Raw genomic sequence first — 18,227 nt, 5'->3', positions numbered from 1 at the left:
GAGGGTGCTCTTATGCGCCCTGGCCTAAGAGTTGTGATCGGGCTAGCCGGGAATGTAGGTACAGGAAAGACGACGGCAGCAAAGGTATTTGCGGATCTGGGTGCTTCTTGTATTTCTGCAGATAAAATAGGGTGGGAGGTGTTGCCGGAAATATCCCTGATGCTTCAGAGGAGATTCGGAAAAGAGATAATGAAGGGGCGTAAGATCGATAAAATCAAACTCCGTGATCTGGTTTTTGCTGACCGTGCGAAACTGAATTTTCTTAATCGGTTATCACATCCTTTGCTGGTAAAGAAGATTATCAAGGAGATATCTTGTGTTAAGTCCGGTATCGTCATTGTCGATGCAGCACTACTATTCGATTGGCCCGAGATTTGTGCATTGACCGACTATACGATGTTGATGACAGCCCGTGATGATATTATGTCGGCTCGCGCTAAAGCGAAGGGTATTGATGAGAAAGTGTTTTCCATGATACGGTCAATGCAGAAGAGTGAGAAAGAATTGTCTGGAAGGGCGGATTTTGTCATTAGCAATAACGGAACATTGACCGAATTGCGCAAGAAGTGTAAGGAAATCTACCGGCGGATAAAAGATGATTGTTGAGTGCAGCCACTGCAAGACCAAATACAATATCGATGAAAAGAAGATACCTTCAGCGGGCGTCAAGGTTCGGTGCAAGAAATGTGGTGGAGTGATATATATACGAAGACCTTCGGTCGCAACGCCGGTTGCCGATGTTCCCCCCAAGAAGACATCATACACGGCTCCGGCACCTGTGGTCGAGCCGGGAGCCGGTGAGGGGTCACCGCCACCCCCCGAGGTCGAAAAACCCCCATCGATGGATTTGCCTAAAAAGGCAGAGGCGGAACGCAAGGCGGTTGAAGAATCGGTTGAGAGGAAAGTACATCTCTCCGAGGGAGAACTGAGCGAAGAAGATAAGAAATGGCATGCAAGAGCCCGCCGCTTGGCCAAGGCTCTGGCCTCGGACCTCGTGCTGTACAACAAAGCAAGGGTGGAGCAGGGCTTGAAAGATGGCACGATCGCTGAACTCCTGGGCCCGGAGATACGCAGATCATGGGATTATTACTGCCAGCAGATTCCCAAACACATTGTAGAGAGTACGGATTATTTCAAGGAGCAACTGAATACAATCGTTGGTAAAGGCACGAAAATATTCAAATAAACAAGCCGGTTGGTGCCGTATCAGGCACTGGACCTGACTTTCCTATAATAAACAAAAAGTAGCACCGCGATTGCGATGAAATAAACAATCATGTTGTACGGGAATGGTATGATATGATTGCCTTGTTTGTTCACCCAGTATGTTTCGAATGATATATAAGCGGTAAAAAATTGAATTACGGCGAAAATTATCACCAGCAGATATGGAAGGTTTGGTTTTCTTGCTGCTCTTCTTACAATGAAAAAAGTGAGTATGCTGATTGCAGCTAGGACCGCAGCAGGTAAGATTCCTGATATCAGATAGGATGTCCGCGAACCCCATCCATCAGGATTCCCGTGCATATCGAAATGAACCGCAACGCGTTCGGGTAATTGCAGATATACAAGGAGTACCATTACCACAGTAAGGATGAAAAGGAATACCGGCAGAAGTAAGATCAGAGGATTTGCATGCTCCATAGTCCCGGGTTCTGACGGTACCAAGACATCGATCGTGCCCTTCACTCCTTTGACCGCGTTCGTCAATTTCTCTTCGAACTGAGCTACTGCATCCGGTGATATTGCGTAGGTTTTGTCTTTGGTTTTTAAAATAATGACGTTCTTGAGGCTGCGTAGTTGGCAATCTATCGGCCCGTATTCTGCAGTAGAAAAAGTGCCGTAATATCCAAATAACCCACCATTGCCAAAAGTCCGCGCGACCCGCAGTTTCGTAAAATTTGGAACGACCACATAGCTTTCTACTTCACTGAGCTTGATGCTTATTTCTTTTCCGATGACCTTTCGGATGATGAGATCAGAGCCTTTGAAACTGTATCTCATCGGGCTCAGGAGATACGAAAGAGAAATGATCAATACTGAGATAATACTGAAAACCCAGCCATGAGGTGCCAGAAAAAAGACCAGTGTTGCCAACCCTGCAAGCAGGAAAGTGACGATAGAAGTAGTTATCAACGCGGGCGTGTCAAACTTGGCTACTTTGAATTCCATGACCTTATTATAGTATCATTCCTTCTGCCGTCAACCGTGGGGTCGGATGAGAAATCCCGGGGCAAGTTATGATTGAGGTCTTTTTCTTAGAGTTGAATGAAATAGTCTATCTCAATTGTTCCTTGATCTCCTCCAACTCTCTCTTTAATTCGTCGAGTTCGACTCTCAACTCGGCGATATTGTCCTGCAGCTCCTTCGTTCCGAGTATGACCTGGAGATCGGGGATCTCCGGTATATCTATGTTAATGCTTATTCTTGATTTCTCTTTGGCACCAAGCGTGACTGTCTTCGAGATCTGTTTGCCCTTGCGAAGCAGTGACACGGTGACACGCTTGCTCGGATTCTCCCGGACGATTTTCCTGAGTGTTTTGTAGTCTCTTATTTCATTGCCATCGATCTTCTGGATTATATCACCAACGTTCATGCCTCCTTCTTCCGCCGGTGATCCCTCGTAGATCCTGTCGACGAGAAGCCCATAGTCAACATCGAATGCAATCTTCATTGCTTCACTCAGGTTCTGAGTGGAAAGTCCGAGATATCCAACCGTATCTTCATTCCCGTGCATTGACAGTGGGATAAAGAGCGTCATCAATAGAATTATGGTCTTCATGGTTTACCTCCTCACTATGTTGGACGCACTAACATATGATAAGGTTTATACTATTTTGCAGTACCGGGCCGGCTCACTGGATTGCGGGTGTGATTTCCACGATGCGATATGCTATGTCTTTGATGTTTACTATATCATTGATTTTCCTGCCCAGCACCGTCCGGGCGAGCGGTGCTTCATTGGATATGATATTGTTTGAAAGGTCAGTATCCCACCTCCCCATTATTGTGTATACGACCGTCGATTCATCTTCCGTGTTCTGGAGTTTCACTTCGGTGCCGACACCAACGGCATCGGTGGCGATGTTTGCGGGGTCGATCACACGCACATTCATTAGTTCCGATTCTATGTTCTTCACCTTTGCATAGAGCTGGTCCTGCTTTTCTTTTGCTGCTTTGTATTCGAAGTTTTCGCTGAGGTCACCGAATTCACGGGCGCGGCTGATTTCTTTCTTATTTGCCGGGATTTCAATAGTGAGGATATGTTCGAGTTCCTTTTTCTTACGGATCAACGCAGCCTCTGTGGAGTAGATGATGTCGGTTTTCACTTCCACCATAACCGGAAAATAGTGTTCGAGAATTCTCAGGTAACCTGATTTCTCATGCTCGCTCAATACCGTGCTACTCTTGACCGATTCTTGGATTCGTCGCGCATCGTTAAGCTCAGTGCGCGCGATAACTTCGTCAAAGCTCTTTAAGGTCAAGATCTTCTTTACTGTTGCTTTGACTCCCTGAACATAAGAGAGGCTGTCTATGAATTTAGGAATAAGATTAGGCCTGAAATAGTCATTCAAGGCGCCGCTCTCGATCTTCTTGAGCATCCAGTGAAATTGCCTGGGGTAGTCTTTTGGCATGGCCAGTATCCTGCGATAAATATCTTCGAGCTTGTCGGGCGTATCGCGCATGTGCTCGCTCACTGCGTCCATTATTTTGAAATCGTTGATGGCAAACAGAATGCCAGATGCGATATCAGGCCATCTGTTCGGATCTTTTTCTTTGATATATGAGATGAATCTGGCACCGTTTTGGGGGTTGGTCGTTTCTTTGAGGATGTCTTCAGGTGCGTTCGCTTCGAACAGGTCTTCGATTGAATAACTCAATTGGGCATCTGCCTTCTTTTCATCGAACAGCATCAGGATATCAAGGGCAATGCCCGGATGATCTTTTTGAACGAGTCTGCCGAGCTGGACAAGGTGCGGTATGAGCTGTTCAAAGACCCCGGGCATTTTGTGTGCATATTCCTCTGCGATTCCGTACTTGTCCCTGAGCTTTGCATTATGAAATGCTTCGATCGCCTGGTTTTCCTTGTCGACAACCGAATCAACGAAGGAATATGTCTTCGAGGTTTTGCCCGTGACTCTTATGTTATCGTGTCTCTCGAGGGTTTTCCGTACCCTTTCCCAGAACTTGTTTATGTGCGTTTTGTCGACTATGCCTTCCAAATAGCCTTTTATCCTTAATGCCGGCATGGGTTCAGAGAAACTGCGCAGGATCATTAATACGACCTCAGCCGGCTGTTCCACCGCCATCGATCTCAACTTATCGATGTCTTCATGTTTCACATGGAGGAAGTGGGTTTGCGTAATTGGCGTAAGCAGACCTTTTGCTATATCGATGGTCAGGAAATGTTTCTTCTTCAGTTCAAAATCCACCACTATTTCCTTTTTCTCTGGTTTGACAGCAACGACCTTTCCTATTCCGTAGCGTTCGAAGAAGAAGTACCTGCCTATGTCATAGCGCATATAATCCTCAAATTTTTGTATCGCCTTCATTATTGGCTCGCTGCTGCTCAAACCCGAGAGCTCCAGATAGTCCTCAAGGTGGAGAGAGTCTTTGTATTGCTTTCTATAGAGAGCCATGAGTTTGTTTCGTATTTGGAGGCTCTCTCGGTCATAGCGTAACATACGTTTCTGTATTCTGATTACCGTCTCGTATTCCTTCTTCGATTCATGATAATCGCTGAGCAGCTCCAGCAGAAGGCCCGCCCTGGAAGAATCGCCAGCATTTTGAACCGCGTCGCCGATGGACAGATAATCATCAATTTCAATGCTCGCATCCGTTATCATGTCGGTCCACAGGTCTTCGAGTTCGTGGAATTTGCGGCTGGCAACAAGCCTTAATGCATCATCAATTCTTGTCATCCTCTATTATACTCGGGAAAAAGGACAATTCAACATGCACACTTTCCTGAATAGAAAAGGCCGGTCACTGGAAAGACCGGCCTTATGAATTGTTACATTCTTATTTCTTTGCTTCTTTGGGTGTTCGCCTGATCAATGTGTATATCACGCCGCCCAGACCTATGGTCATCGTGATGTAGATGATCACGAAGCCGATCGCGAAGGCGGGTGGTCCGATGAGAATGAGGATGATGGGAATGAGCATGATCGCCAGCCAGCCAAGACTGAGCCTGCCGAGCAGGCTCTCGACGTTCCATTTGAATCCCTTGCATACACGCTCACCAGCGGCGAGCGAGAGTGCCGAGAGACCGAATAGCGTTGCCAGACAAACTGCCAGGGGGAGCAATATGATAAGCGGTATGCCGATTATCGAGATGGCAAAGAGCACGATAAGCGGTACGAACAGCAACTGTATCGCGAGTCCCAGGCCGATCGCTGCCCAAATGCTCTGTTCGATCTTCGCCTCGATTTTTTCTATGGCATTGGGGAAGATCACCGCCACCAGTAGATTGAATAGATAGAGAACGAGCAGCATACCAAGGAATATTGCACTCGGAAATACGCTTCTGCCCGGTAACATACGCGGAAGTCTGAACGCCTGGCTAATGCGGGGCAGGACTTTTTCCAGAGCTTTGATCTCGACCGATTCGATGTCTCCCTCTACTACTGCATTCTCATCACGTTCAACCGTACCACCAACCATACTGATATCGCCAGTGACCACAGATCCTGAATCGAGGTAAACAGTGCCTCCAACAACATGTAGTTCTCCATCGATGATCCCGCGGTTCTTGATATTGCCGCCGAACACGGCAGCATCCCCATCGATTAACCCTGTGATGTCAAGATTGCCTCCGAGTACTGCGACTTCACCATCAATCATTCCATTGACATCAACGGTTCCACCCATTACGGCCAGCTCTCCGATGATGACACCGTCGATCCTGGCATTGCCACCGGTCACGGTTACGTCCTCGTCGATAGTATCGCCAGCCACCAGGTGGTAATCGCCGCTGAATGTGATCGCACCGGGAATTGCGCCGAAGATCTTCAGGTCGGCAACCTCAATATTCATTTCGAAATCGGGAATATCGACCTGTTTGACCAGTATCGCTGCATGAGCAGCTTCAACATCTGGATGACCATATTCGCTCTCGTTCTCACAGCAGTATGCTTTTATGAGTGACATAACGTCCGGTATCATACCCGACCAGGCGACATCTTCTTTATCGTACCTGGACGCCGTGACCTCTACCGCGGGCATTAAGCCGCTCCAGGCCATGTCTTCATTTGCGTAGCGCGTTGCCGTCACCTCGACTGGCGCTAATGCGCCGATGTAATCAGCGTTAGCGGTCAAGGATTGGCCGACGGCTGCGGTAACTATTAGCAATATTGTTGTTAAGCCCTGCATTTTACCTCCTTTTGTAAGGCTTTGCCCAAGAAATATACGAACAGAATACTGAAGACCAATCCGATGGCCGGGTTCGCACTGCTCAATGCGTTCTTAAATACCGGTGTCAAAACCTGGCTCAGCGAAGTTATTACCAGCTCGACCTTTTCCGATAGTCTGACGATCGACGGGAACGAGGTCGTTAACCGCCCCAGGATCTGCGCTGGTAGCGAGGAGTAGATGAAGAATACCAATGCTGCTACCCAGCTCCCGGCAAAAGCAATGCCTGCTTTTGACCAGGCAAATCGTCTTTTCGCTCCGAGTCGGGCAAGTATCCGTGCATTGAAACCAACTTGCGGGTGCATCTCATCAATCTGTTGCACAAGACTTGCTGTCTGTGACATTTCCTGGAAGAACACTGCGCATTCAGAACAACGTGCCAGGTGCTTATCCAGACGGGCGCTTTCATCCGGGTTCAGTTCACGGTCCAGTCTCTGTTGGATTAGTCTTTCTATCTCTTTATGTCTCATCACTAGGTAATACGTAAAAAAGGGTGTTAAGTTTCACTGTTTTTCTGGTTTCTTGTGGACGAGCCCGTGCAGTTTCTTTCGTGCCCGATGCAGCCTGGTCTTGATCGTCGTTACAGGTATCTTCATGATCTCGCTGATTTCCTGGTATGTATTCTCTTCTTTGTGAAAGAGGATGATCAATTCACGGTCGAGCGGCGGGAGCTGGCTGAGTGCTTGATCGATCTGTTCGATCTTTCGCTTTTTTTCATATTCTCTGGGTAGATCGTCACTGCTTGGGTGAAACTCATCACAATACTCCAATTCTATTTTATGCTTCCTGAAATGGTCCATGGTAAGATTATGGGCGATTGTGAAAAGCCAGGTGGTAAAAGGCTTGGACGTATCGAAAGATGCCAGAGCATTGAAACATTTGATAAACGTTTCAAAAGTTATATCCTCGGCGTCGTGATAATTGCGGACCATGCGAAACACGTAGCTGAAGATCCTTCCTTTGTATAGATTGAGAATCCTTGTACAAGCTTCTTCATCGCGGTCGAGCGCCTTTTCGATGAGATGGGTGATCTCGCCGCGCGTCTTCATACCAATACCAGGGGACCTAACTGTTGCCGGTGATAGACAGCAGGGTATAACCAGCTTGAACAGATGAGGAGCATCTTTAGATGATGATGCACACGGGGCAGATTTGTGGATTCCACTTTGTTCAAGAGCACGGGCAGGTCAGTGTTCTTTCTTAGGGCAGCCCTTAATCCTGCGCGCAAGATCGTCCCTGCCTATTTGCTGCAGGTAATCCTTCACTGCTTCCTGAATTGCCTGGACTCCAATGTTTGAACAGTGCATCTTGATTGGCGGTAATCCATCAAGCATGTTCGCGACATCATCGCGTGACATCGCAGCGACTTCTGAGAGTGACTTGCCTTTTGCCATTTCGCTCGCCATTGAAGCGACCGCGATCGCTGCACCGCAACCAAAAGTTTTGAAGCGTATTTCAGATATCCGTGCCTTATCAAGATCATCAGTTTGCGGGTGAATCTTGATATAGAATGTCATGAGGTCACCGCATACCGGATTGCCGCACGTACCGACACCATCGGCGTCTTCTATTTCACCCACATTGCGTGGATTCATGAAGTGGTCCATGACTTTTTGTGAATATTGCATATGTGCTCCCAGCTAATGCTTGCTAAGGTTGTTCTTGTAAAGCGGAGAGATCGCCCTCAGTTTTCTGACGATCTCCGGGAATACCTTGATCACGTAATCAATGTCTTCGTCCCTATTGAATCGCCCCATTGAGAAACGCAGAGAACCGTGAGCCAGGTCGTGCGGCACACCCATTGCGAGTAGCACGTGTGATGCTTCGAGGCTGCCCGAAGTGCAGGCTGATCCGCTTGAGGCACAAATGCCCTGCATGTCGAGGTTGAGCAACATCGACTCGCCTTCAATATACCTGACGCTGAGATTAAGTGTGCCGGCCAGTCTTTTTTCGGGGTGACCGTTCAGTAGGACTTCCTTGATATCTTTAGTGATACCGGCCCATAGATTATCCCTTAGTACTTGGAGTCTTTTTTCTTCACCGGTTATTTCTGTTACAGCTATTTCGCAAGCTTTTCCAAGCCCGACAATGCCTGGCACGTTCTCGGTGCCGGCGCGTTTGTTTCTCTCGTGATGGCCGCCATGATGCAGCGGATCGAACCTTGTGCCCCTACGGACGATAAGAGCTCCGATTCCCTTGGGACCATAGAATTTATGGCCGGATAGAGATAACATGTCGATCTCGAGGTCGTCGATATCGATAGGAATCTTGCCTACTGTCTGCACTGCATCGGTATGGAATATGGCACCGTGCCGGTGTGCGATCCGGGCTATTTCATTGACCGGCTCGATCGTTCCTACTTCATTATTAGCGTGCATGATAGAGACAAGTAGTGTTTTTTCATCAACCGAGCGAGATAAGAAATCCAGATCAACGATGCCATGCTTGTCCACCGGCACCTTGATGATTTCGTAGCCGAATTTTGTCATGTACTCGCAGGTTGTTAATACCGCGTGGTGTTCGATCTCGGAAGTGATGATCTTATTACGTTCATTTTGTGCAAAAACAGTACCTTTGATTGCCATATTGTCAGCTTCGGTTCCTCCTGACGTGAAATACGTTTCTTCGGTTCTGCAGTTCACGAGGCGTGAGAGTTTTTCTCTTGCTTCTTCCACGGCGTCTCGAGCCTGACGACCCGCGCGGTGAATCGAAGACGGGTTAGCTGATATCTCGTGGAAGTAAGGAAGCATCTTCTCAATGATCCGAGGATCCGTGGGAGTCGTCGCATTGTTGTCGAGATACACCCTCCTCTCCTTATTTCTCATTTACCTCTCCAGTTTACCGTAATTCTGTAGGGCATCATGGAATGCGCGCCAGAAAGGATCCACCCGGGGATGCTCTAATTTTTTTTCTTTATTGTCTTCAATTACCGAGATGCCATGCTTTGCAGATACTAATTCACCAACAATCGATGCTTTTATTCCGGACTCGTTGAGCCTATTGGTGAGCGCATCGGCTTTATGCTCGCGGCAAGTTATTATTAAGGTTCCTTCACTGATCGATTTGTAGGGATCGATTTTGAACAGGTCACATATCTCCTGGACGCAGTCTTCAAAAAGGATGCGTGAGACATTGACGCGGGCGCCAAGCGCGGCAGCCTGAGCGATCTCGAATATCCCTCCATAAACACCGCACTCAGTTGCATCGTGCATTGCCGAGATCCCGGCATCACGGACACCGATCTTTACAGCGGTCAATGCATCATCCACTACCGACATCTTGTAGAACAGACCCTGTGCTTTCTGTGAGAATTCCGGACCCAGAGTCTTTGTCAGATATTTAGGAAACATGGTCGCGAATATGCCTGCGGCTTCGATTGCCGGTCCCTTCGTTATGATGATCTGGTCGCCCTCCCGGCAGAATCTGGGCGTCACATAATCATCGACATCGCCAATTGCCAGTACCGTGGCACCGCCCACCATTGGATAGTTGCAGTTATCGTATCGTGCGGTATGTCCGCACACAATTGCCATGCCCATCTTCTTGCATTCTTTATCGATTGTCGTCCAGATGGTGCTCAGTTCTTTTTCGGTTACGGAAAGCGGGAGGTTAAGATCGATCGCCAGATATGCAGGTGGCAACCCTGACGTTACCACGTCAGAGGCCAATATGTGAATCGCGAACCAGGCTGCCCTTTCCAACCCGTATTCGCGTACGATGAAAACCGGGTCAGTAGTTATTGCCACGGCTCTGTTTCCGATCTCAACGATGCCGACATCGACCCCGTGCTGGGGACCAACCGCCACTTCGGGACGGACCGCGCCAAGATGAGGGAAAATCAGTTTGTTGAAGGCTTCTGCAGATATCTTGCCGATCTCGGGTAAATCATTCATATCATTTTCTTTTTTTCATGAATAATATCATAGAGCGTTGAAGAGTCAAGGAATTGATCTATTGTTTCTTTCATTCTTTTCCAGTAAGGCCTGATCGCACAGTGTTCAAGCCGGGAGCAATGTCTGTTGTTGTCCGGGACCAGGCATCGCACCGGTGCCCGTGACTCACCAACCGCTTCCATTATTTCACTGATCTTGATTGCGTTGACCGGACGTTGAAGTGAATAACCTCCGCCCGGGCCTTTCTTGCTCTTCACCAGCCCGGCATGAGTGAGTTTCATGAATATCTGCTCAAGGTATTTCACTTTTAATCCCTGGCGCCCGGCAATTTCCCGCAATGAAACAACTGTGCCGGTCGGCTTCTCGGCCAGATCGAGCATGGCCTGGACCGCATATGTGGTCATGGTGGTCAGACGCATGATATATTCTACTAAAAAAGTAGGATATTGTCAATATGTATTAGATAAACATACGAATTGACATTTTTGCGGACGTGTTTATAATTTGCCTGTAACCATATGGAAAGGAATACGTCCTTATTTATACGAAGGGATATTGGTCATCCTGAACTCGCTGACCTTGTGCGCAGGGCAAAAAGAGGTGAGGAACGGGCTTTGTCCGATGTATGTTCGTATGTATACGCCCATATTTATGCCTACCTCTACTACCGAGTTGATCGTCCGGAAGACGCTGAGGATTTGACGAGTGAGGTTGTTATGAAAATAGTACAGTCGATAAAGAAACAACGGGGCAATTTTCATGCCTGGATCTATCAGATCGCACGGAATCACCTAATCGATTTCTATCGTCGGCGCGCTGTGCGTTCTGAGATCAGCTTGAATGATATCCCGGAGCAGGCTTTGAAAAAGTCGGATGATTTCAGCAAGCAGATAATGACCAGAGAAAGGTTGAAAAGGGGGTTAAAGCACTTGACCGAAGAACAGAGACAGGTCGTGATCCTTAAATTCATTGAAGGGCACGACAATCGTGAGATAGCCAGTATTATTCATAAATCGGTTGGTGCCGTAAAGGTGCTTCAATTCAGAGCATTGAAGGCCTTACGTGATTATTTCATGAGGAGAGGTGTCTATGAAGCAGAGAATTGAAGACGTTCTGGATGAATTGATTGCCGAAATATGTAAAGGGAAGACGATTGGCGATTGTTTGAGTAAATATCCTCAATATGAGGAAGAACTTAGGCCGTTGCTTGAGCTTGCCGTGAAAATAGACGAGATTCCTACGCCCGAACCCGATGTCGAGGCAGTACGGGCGGCAATGAGCAGAGTGCAGAAACCCTTAATGCGTCAGAAACGCTTGGATTTACGGGGTTTTTTCGCGTTTAAGACGTTGCCGGTGCGGGCAATAGCAATCTTTCTTTTTCTATTTGTGTTTGAGATGACTACGGTATCATTGAGCGCGAAGAGCCTGCCTGGCCATTTTCTTTATCCGGTCAAGCGCTTTGCCGAGGAGGTCCAGCACTTGCTTACTATCGATTCAGAGGGTATGGCAAGATTGCACGTTGTTTTGGCTGGTAGGCGTACACATGAATTGTCCTCTTCCGCGGAGCCCGGTGTACCGCTGAATTGTGCATTGTTGTCTGAGATGCTCCATGAGATCGATCATGCAATTGAACACCTTGTTGACTTGAGGCCCGAGAGCAGGGAAAGGTTGATCGACCAGATATATGAGTGCAATCTCTTTCAGGTGGATGTGCTCGAGAGAACGAAGGAATGCGCATGCGACTGCAATATCGAGGAAATCGAAAAGGCGCTCCTGAGTTGTATGGAGCACCGTCATTGCCTCGATTGTATTAGATATCACATAGAATCTGACAATTTCAAGCTCCCGGTCGGGTCCTGAATCACCTTACCGGTCCTGCATTTCTAGTTAAAAAACCGCCAAAACCAATCTATTCATTTTCCGCGTAACTTTTACCCGTTTCCGTCGTCCGTATAATAAGACCAAAGGGGGATAAAAGCATAGGAGTTGTCTTAATGGTTCCTCCCAACCGGTGCTCACCAAAACAGAGAAATTTAATCTGACCTATCGGTGAGCGCCGGTTTTCGATTTTCACACCGGTCAAACGTGGCTTCAAATCGCATCACGTAACTTGGAGAGAGTTGAAACGTCCGATAATATTATGGAGAGATTGTTGATCCTAACATTTGTCGCGCTTTGCTATTTGCCGCAGGCGGCAAATGCAGGTGTTGATTCGCTGTTAACGTTGAGTGACCTTATCGAAGAGGTAAAGCGTGAAAACCCGGAGCTGGGGGCGATGCGCGCGGAGTTTGAGGCAGCTGGATACGGAATTTCATGGCTGCGTTACCTGCCCGATCCTCTGTTAGCTTTTGAATTCAGCGACAATATGACGATGTTCAGCGTGACTCAGCAAATGCCATTTCCCACGAAGATTTCCAATCGTTCTGATCGGGCAAGGCTCGCATTCGATTACTCCACTCTACTCTACGAGGACAGGGAACAGGTTTTGATAAGTGGTGTGAAAGAATCGTATGCTACTTTTCTGTTACTCAAGGGAAGGATTTCGGCCACGGAGAAGTCCATAGCTTTCTTACAGCAGATCTATAGCGCTGCAAGGCAGAAGTATTCAATAAATGAGGCTTCCCAGGCAGAGGTATTGATTTCGCAGGTCGAACTGGCAAGAGCCGAGAATCAGCTGATGTCATTGAATGATGACCTCAGTATTATCGAGTCATATCTGAACACGCTGCTCAACCGCGACCTCGACAATAACCTTCCTGTACTGGCCAAGCCTGTTCAACAAGTCGATACACTTCCGTTGCCCGTATTGTATGAGATGGCAAGGGAAAACCAACCGAGGTTGAAGGCATTTGATCTGAAACGCAAGGAAGCGCAACTGGCACTGTCTATTGCGAGGCAGACCTATCTCCCAGACCTGACGTTCAGATATACTCAGGAATTAATGGATAATAATATGCGCAACAGTAAGTACATGATAGGTTTCAGTGTGCCCATATGGTTCTTGGGTAAGCAGAGAGAAATGGTACGGGAGGCAAATTCATTGGTGAGCAGCGCCGGGGCACGCTATGAGATGGTCGAAAATGCAATTCTTTTGGATGTGAAGGAGGCAAGAACCCGGGTTGAGAAATATCGACGAGCCGTGGATCTTTATAAAAACTCGGTCCTGCCACAGGCCGAGACCGCATTGAAGTCGGCATTTGCCGCATATGAACTGAACAGAATTGATTTTCAGATCGTGCTGGAGAGTGAAAGATCACTTGTCCAGGCTGAATATGATTATGAAGAGGCTCAGGCGATGTTATTTATGGCTAGCGCCGAGCTGGAGCAGGTGATAGGACGCTCAAATTAGAAAAAGGAGGTTTCATGTCAATAAAGACCATAGCAGTAATCCTCTTCGTTGCACTTGTCGGCGCGTCCTTTTTTGTGCTTTCCTTTGGTGAAAAAGCACAGAAGGTGGAGTTGGACAAAAAGCTGATAGGCACAAAGGCCTTGTGTATAGTGGCTGGTGATTCGTTCGTGATAAATGAATCCACGCCCGTTATTAAATACAAGGATGAGTTGTATTATATGTGCTGCCCTGGTTGTGACGAACAATTCATTAAGAATCCAGAGAAATATATCACGAACATGTCACATGAACAGATGCAGAAAGTTGAAACGCACTCGGATTCTGAAGTACAATACTGGACATGCACGATGCATCCGGAGGTCAGGTCTGATGAAGAGGGGGCTTGTCCGATTTGCGGCATGGCTTTGATTCCGGTCTATGAACGAAGTGATGCGGGTAACATGCTCCACCTGGACGACCGCGCGATCGAGCTTGCAGGCATCAGTTTGGCACAGGTGAAGCGACAACACCTGCACCGTGAACTACACCTGGTCGGCAAGGTGGCTTTCGATCCTGAGTTGGTGACGGCTCAAGAGGAGTATGTAAACGCCCTCCATATGAGTGAAATGATCGGCGAAGGTGATGCAGTTGCCATGGAGCGGGCTACCCGCCTTATCCAGGGTTCTGAATATAAGCTCAAAGTGCTTGGTATGGATGATGATGAGATAAGGGTTTTGAAAAGAACAAGGAATATTGACAGGTCTCTAGTCCTCCCGGATGTAGCGAGTTGGGTGTACGCCGATGCATATGAGTCCGATATTGCCTGGATCAGAAGAGGTCAGGAGGCGGTCGTGGTGTCGAGTGCGCTTCCCGGGATGGAATTGAAAGGCAGGGTAGAATCAATCAGCAAAATTCTTGATTCCCGAAAGCGTTCCGCAACCATCAGAATACGACTGGACCGTGTTGAACCTGTGTTGACCCCCGGTATGTTTGTAGAAGCCAGGATCAATGCACCATTCCGCGGGAATATGGCGGACGATCCGGAAATGGTGCTGGCCGTACCCGCGGAGGCCGTTTTGAATAGTGGTACACGGCAGGTTGTGTGGGCGTATCTCGGCGACGGGAAGTTTCAACCTCGTGCTGTAAATTTAGGACCGAAAACAGTTGCCCACGTTGGAGATGCCCCTGTTCACTACTACCCAGTGATCGAAGGATTGGCCGAGAATGAGACGATTGTGATCAACGGAAATTTCCTGGTTGACTCTGAGAGCAGGTTGAGTGGTTTGGCCGCGATCGGGTATGGTGGTGCACTGGGCGTTGAAGAGAATGAGCGGCCACCACTGGGTCATCAACATTGAGGTTCGTGGGTAGATGATAGAAAGACTAATAGACATTTGTCTGAGAAACAGATTTCTGGTCATCGGTGCATTTGTACTGATCCTCATCTGGGGTGTATTATCATTTCGTAACACGCCTATAGACGCGATCCCCGATATTGGCGATCTACAGGTCATCGTTTATGCGGAATGGACTGGGCGTAGCCCGAAAGATATCGAAGATCAAGTTCTGTATCCATTAACCACAAAATTGATGGGCACTCCGGGCGTTAAGACCATCAGGTCCTCTTCGGCATTCGGTTTTGGCATGGTTAATCTTATTTTCAGGGAAGGCGTGGATTTCTACTGGGCACGGACCAGGGTGCTTGAGAGATTGAATTTCGCCACTACCGACCTGCCCGCTGATGCAAAGGTTTCCCTTGGCCCTGATGTTACTGCAGTGGGTCAGATATTCTGGTACACTGTTGAGAATGGCTATTACTGTTCTGACCATCCGCAAGAATCATACGCACATCCCGGTCATTGCCCTCAAGATGGCAAAGAGCTGGTAAGTTCTACCTATGACCTTGGCGAATTGCGCAGTATTCAAGACTGGTATGTCCGCTACGGCCTGAACGCAGTGAGCGGAGTGTCAGAAGTAGCATCGGTTGGTGGATATGTTAGGCAGTATCAAATCGATATCGACCCCTACCGGCTAGCACATTACCATATCACTGCACTTGAAGTCATAAATGCGGTTAAAAGGTCGAATATCGATGTGGGAGCAAAGGTATTTGAGACGGGAGGAGTCGAATTCATTATCAGGGGTGTTGGTTTCATCAAGAAACTTGAAGACATAGAGAATATTGCGATAGCTGCGCATGAAGGCGTACCGGTTTATGTCCGAGATATTGGTGTGGTGACTATCGGCCCTGATTTCAGGAGGGGCGCTCTGGATCGAGCTGGCACCGAGGTCACCGGTGGCGTCGTGGTCATGCGCCATGGTCAGAATCCAGTACGGGTCATCAAAGGTGTCAAAGACAAGATAGAGGAGTTGAGTGTGGGGTTGCCGTCTGGAGTGCGCATTGTTGCATTTTATGACCGCACTGGACTGATCGGCAGGGTAACCAATACGCTGAGAGATGCACTATTGCAGGAAATCCTGATCACAATTTTCGTGATCGTTGTTTTCCTATTTCATTTCTTTGGGGGTATGATAATCTCCGCGGTCTTACCGCTCGGTGTTCTGATATCGTTCATTCTGATGCGCGTTTTTGGCATTGATGCCAACATCATGTCGCTTGGGGGCATTGCCATAGCAATCGGCGTCATGGTCGATGCCGGTTCGGTACTGGTCGAGAATATTTACCGGAAGGTCGCTGAGCGGCAAAAGCGAAGCTCATTGAGTAAGAGCGAGCGTCTGGAATTATGTGTTGATGGTGCAAAGGAAGTCGGCCGTCCTGTTTTCTTTGCACTCCTCACAACGATCATCGGTTTCATCCCCGTATTCGTGCTGACGGGGCAGGCGGGCAGGCTTTTCAGGCCTCTTGCCTACACCAAGACATTTGCCATGGTCGGAGCGGCATTGATCGCGGTCTGTCTTCTGCCGACACTCGCATATTACCTGATACGCGGCCGGTTACGATTGCCCGACGAGAATGTGGTATCGAGAACGCTTAGAAGACTTTACCATCCGGTAATCAAATGGTCGCTTCAGCACAAGCGTTTAGTTCTGCTGTTTTTTCTGATCTTCCTGTCCGTTGGTTTGGCCACATCATTTTTCGTCAAGCAGGAATTCATGCCGCCATTGAACGAAGGCGATTTGTTATTTATGCCTGTTTTGTTGCCGGGGGCATCTCTTACCCAGGTTATGGAAATTATGCGCAAGCAGGATATCATAATAAAAAATGATTTTGCTGAAGAGGTGGAATGGGTGGTAGGCAAACTCGGCCGTGCAGAAACATCAACCGATCCTGCACCGATAACGATGATCGAAACAATAATACATCTCAGGCCGGAAAGCCAGTGGCGCAAAGGGATGACGCGGGAAAAGTTGATCAACGAAATCCAGTCGAAGACGAGAATACCTGGGGTGAGTCCGATCATGACACAGCCCATACGTAATCGGATCGACATGCTGGCAACCGGCATTCAGACCCCGGTTGGCATGAAGGTCTTTGGTCCTGATCTGAAAGTTGTTGAACAGATTGCAACTGAACTTGAAGCAATAGTTTCTGCGGTGAAGGGTGCGGCAAGCGTTTATGCAGAAAGGATCGGCAATCGTCCTTATTTTGAGATCGAGATAAACCGTGAGCAGATCGCGCGCTACGGCGTGAACCTGGGCACGGTCCAGGATATTATCGCAATGGCAATCGGCGGAATGAATATCACTCACACAGTCGAAGGGAGAGAGAGATATCCTGTACGCGTGCGGTACATGCGCGATTTTCGTGACAGCCCCGAGAGTCTGGCGGACCTTCTCATACCGACTCCGAGTGGTGCTCACGTACCCATGGGCCTGTTGGTGAATTTCAGGAAAACTCTGGGCCCGGCAATGATACAATCAGAAAACACCGTACCATATTTCAGGGTGTTCATAAATGTCGATCAGGACTTGGTTGGTCTCGTTGATTTTGTCCGAGATGCCCAGAGGGCGGTCGAAGACAAGATCGCCAGCGGGGATCTCGAGATTCCTCCAGGATATTACATGAGCTGGAGTGGTCAGTTTGAATCTGAGGTCGAAGCGAGAAACAGATTGGCGGTCGTTCTGCCGATTTGCCTGGCTGTAATATTACTGTTACTCTACATGGCTTTCAAAGATGTGTCTTCTGTTTTTATCGTAGCATTGGGACTTCCGTTTGCGCTTGTCGGAGGTGTAATTCCTCTTTTCCTTCTGGGTTTTAAGTTCTCGACGGCCGTGTGGGTAGGATTTATCGCGCTTTTTGGCGTTGCCACGGATAACGCGGTGGTGTTGATGGCGGTTTTTAGGAACATATTTGAAGGGAAAAGACCTTTGAATAGGGAGGAGGTGCGCGGTATGGTCATTGAGGGTGGTCTGTTGCGCGTCAGACCAATATTGATGACAGTACTCACCACGGTTCTCGCTCTCATGCCTATTATGTTCTTCACTTCTGCCGGTGCCGAGGTGATCAAGCCCATGGCGTCGCCAATAATCGGTGGCCTCATGAGTGCGACTTTTGCCAATCTGATTCTGGTACCGGTTCTCTATTCGTGGATTAAGGAACGACGGGTAGCGCAATGACCAGGTTGGCGCAGTTG

The 18,227-nt window shown here is 48.2% G+C and carries 17 protein-coding genes; 7 read left to right on the top strand and 10 right to left on the bottom strand.

Features of this window, described 5'->3' with window-relative positions; genetic code table 11:
• Window positions 1-12: 12 nt before the first annotated feature.
• Both coaE and OEV79_02905 read left to right on the top strand, forming a co-directional pair.
• Window positions 13-606: a dephospho-CoA kinase gene (gene coaE, locus OEV79_02910; protein ID MDH4210380.1), complete on the top strand. Its 594-nt coding sequence runs from the start codon at window positions 13-15 to the stop codon at window positions 604-606.
• Window positions 596-1,186: a zinc-ribbon domain-containing protein gene (locus OEV79_02905; GenBank protein ID MDH4210379.1), complete on the top strand. Its 591-nt coding sequence runs from the start codon at window positions 596-598 to the stop codon at window positions 1,184-1,186. The genes coaE and OEV79_02905 overlap by 11 nt, the downstream gene beginning before the upstream one ends.
• 20 nt (window positions 1,187-1,206) lie before the next feature.
• Here the strand turns inward: OEV79_02905 and OEV79_02900 are convergent, their stop codons facing one another.
• The 10 genes from OEV79_02900 to OEV79_02855 form a co-directional block, all read right to left on the bottom strand.
• Window positions 1,207-2,172, bottom strand: coding sequence for a PH domain-containing protein (locus OEV79_02900; protein ID MDH4210378.1), 966 nt, complete (start codon window positions 2,170-2,172; stop codon window positions 1,207-1,209).
• Window positions 2,173-2,278: 106 nt separating this feature from the next.
• Window positions 2,279-2,782, bottom strand: a complete 504-nt coding sequence (locus tag OEV79_02895) for a PDZ domain-containing protein (protein MDH4210377.1) — start codon at window positions 2,780-2,782, stop codon at window positions 2,279-2,281.
• Window positions 2,783-2,855: 73 nt separating this feature from the next.
• Complete coding sequence (locus OEV79_02890) at window positions 2,856-4,922, bottom strand: GreA/GreB family elongation factor (GenBank protein MDH4210376.1); 2,067 nt, start codon at window positions 4,920-4,922, stop codon at window positions 2,856-2,858.
• A 100-nt stretch (window positions 4,923-5,022) separates the two neighbouring features.
• A complete protein-coding gene (locus OEV79_02885) occupies window positions 5,023-6,372 on the bottom strand; it encodes a polymer-forming cytoskeletal protein (GenBank protein ID MDH4210375.1) in 1,350 nt (449 codons plus the stop codon).
• On the bottom strand, window positions 6,360-6,881 hold the full coding sequence (locus tag OEV79_02880; GenBank protein MDH4210374.1) for a zf-HC2 domain-containing protein: 522 nt from the start codon (window positions 6,879-6,881) through the stop codon (window positions 6,360-6,362). The genes OEV79_02885 and OEV79_02880 overlap by 13 nt, the downstream gene beginning before the upstream one ends.
• A gap of 33 nt (window positions 6,882-6,914) precedes the next feature.
• On the bottom strand, window positions 6,915-7,460 hold the full coding sequence (locus OEV79_02875; protein ID MDH4210373.1) for an RNA polymerase sigma factor: 546 nt from the start codon (window positions 7,458-7,460) through the stop codon (window positions 6,915-6,917).
• A 138-nt stretch (window positions 7,461-7,598) separates the two neighbouring features.
• On the bottom strand, window positions 7,599-8,039 hold the full coding sequence (locus tag OEV79_02870) for an iron-sulfur cluster assembly scaffold protein (protein ID MDH4210372.1): 441 nt from the start codon (window positions 8,037-8,039) through the stop codon (window positions 7,599-7,601).
• A gap of 12 nt (window positions 8,040-8,051) precedes the next feature.
• Complete coding sequence (nifS, locus tag OEV79_02865; protein MDH4210371.1) at window positions 8,052-9,236, bottom strand: cysteine desulfurase NifS; 1,185 nt, start codon at window positions 9,234-9,236, stop codon at window positions 8,052-8,054.
• Window positions 9,237-10,304, bottom strand: a complete 1,068-nt coding sequence (locus tag OEV79_02860; protein MDH4210370.1) for an AIR synthase family protein — start codon at window positions 10,302-10,304, stop codon at window positions 9,237-9,239.
• Window positions 10,301-10,723, bottom strand: coding sequence for an Rrf2 family transcriptional regulator (locus OEV79_02855; GenBank protein MDH4210369.1), 423 nt, complete (start codon window positions 10,721-10,723; stop codon window positions 10,301-10,303). The genes OEV79_02860 and OEV79_02855 overlap by 4 nt, the downstream gene beginning before the upstream one ends.
• Window positions 10,724-10,822: 99 nt before the next feature.
• Here OEV79_02855 and OEV79_02850 point away from each other — a divergent pair, with 99 nt between their 5' ends.
• The 5 genes from OEV79_02850 to OEV79_02830 all read left to right on the top strand — a co-directional run bounded on the left by OEV79_02850 (window position 10,823) and on the right by OEV79_02830 (window position 18,210).
• A complete protein-coding gene (locus tag OEV79_02850; protein MDH4210368.1) occupies window positions 10,823-11,410 on the top strand; it encodes an RNA polymerase sigma factor in 588 nt (195 codons plus the stop codon).
• A complete protein-coding gene (locus OEV79_02845) occupies window positions 11,394-12,164 on the top strand; it encodes a DUF5667 domain-containing protein (GenBank protein MDH4210367.1) in 771 nt (256 codons plus the stop codon). Before OEV79_02850 ends, OEV79_02845 begins: the two co-directional genes overlap by 17 nt.
• A 280-nt stretch (window positions 12,165-12,444) precedes the next feature.
• Window positions 12,445-13,653: a TolC family protein gene (locus OEV79_02840; protein MDH4210366.1), complete on the top strand. Its 1,209-nt coding sequence runs from the start codon at window positions 12,445-12,447 to the stop codon at window positions 13,651-13,653.
• 14 nt (window positions 13,654-13,667) lie between these two features.
• Window positions 13,668-14,990, top strand: coding sequence for an efflux RND transporter periplasmic adaptor subunit (locus OEV79_02835; GenBank protein ID MDH4210365.1), 1,323 nt, complete (start codon window positions 13,668-13,670; stop codon window positions 14,988-14,990).
• A 13-nt stretch (window positions 14,991-15,003) separates the two neighbouring features.
• The gene (locus OEV79_02830) at window positions 15,004-18,210 is read left to right on the top strand and encodes a CusA/CzcA family heavy metal efflux RND transporter (GenBank protein ID MDH4210364.1); all 3,207 of its coding nucleotides are present in this window, start codon (window positions 15,004-15,006) and stop codon (window positions 18,208-18,210) included.
• The last annotated feature ends 17 nt before the right edge of the window (window positions 18,211-18,227 follow it).

Source organism: candidate division WOR-3 bacterium (genome assembly GCA_029858255.1).
Taxonomy (GTDB): domain Bacteria; phylum Hydrothermota; class Tepidihabitantia; order SM23-42; family SM23-42; genus SM23-42.
The sequence above is the reverse complement of the archived record's forward strand: the minus strand, read 5'-3'. Positions and strand labels throughout refer to the sequence as shown.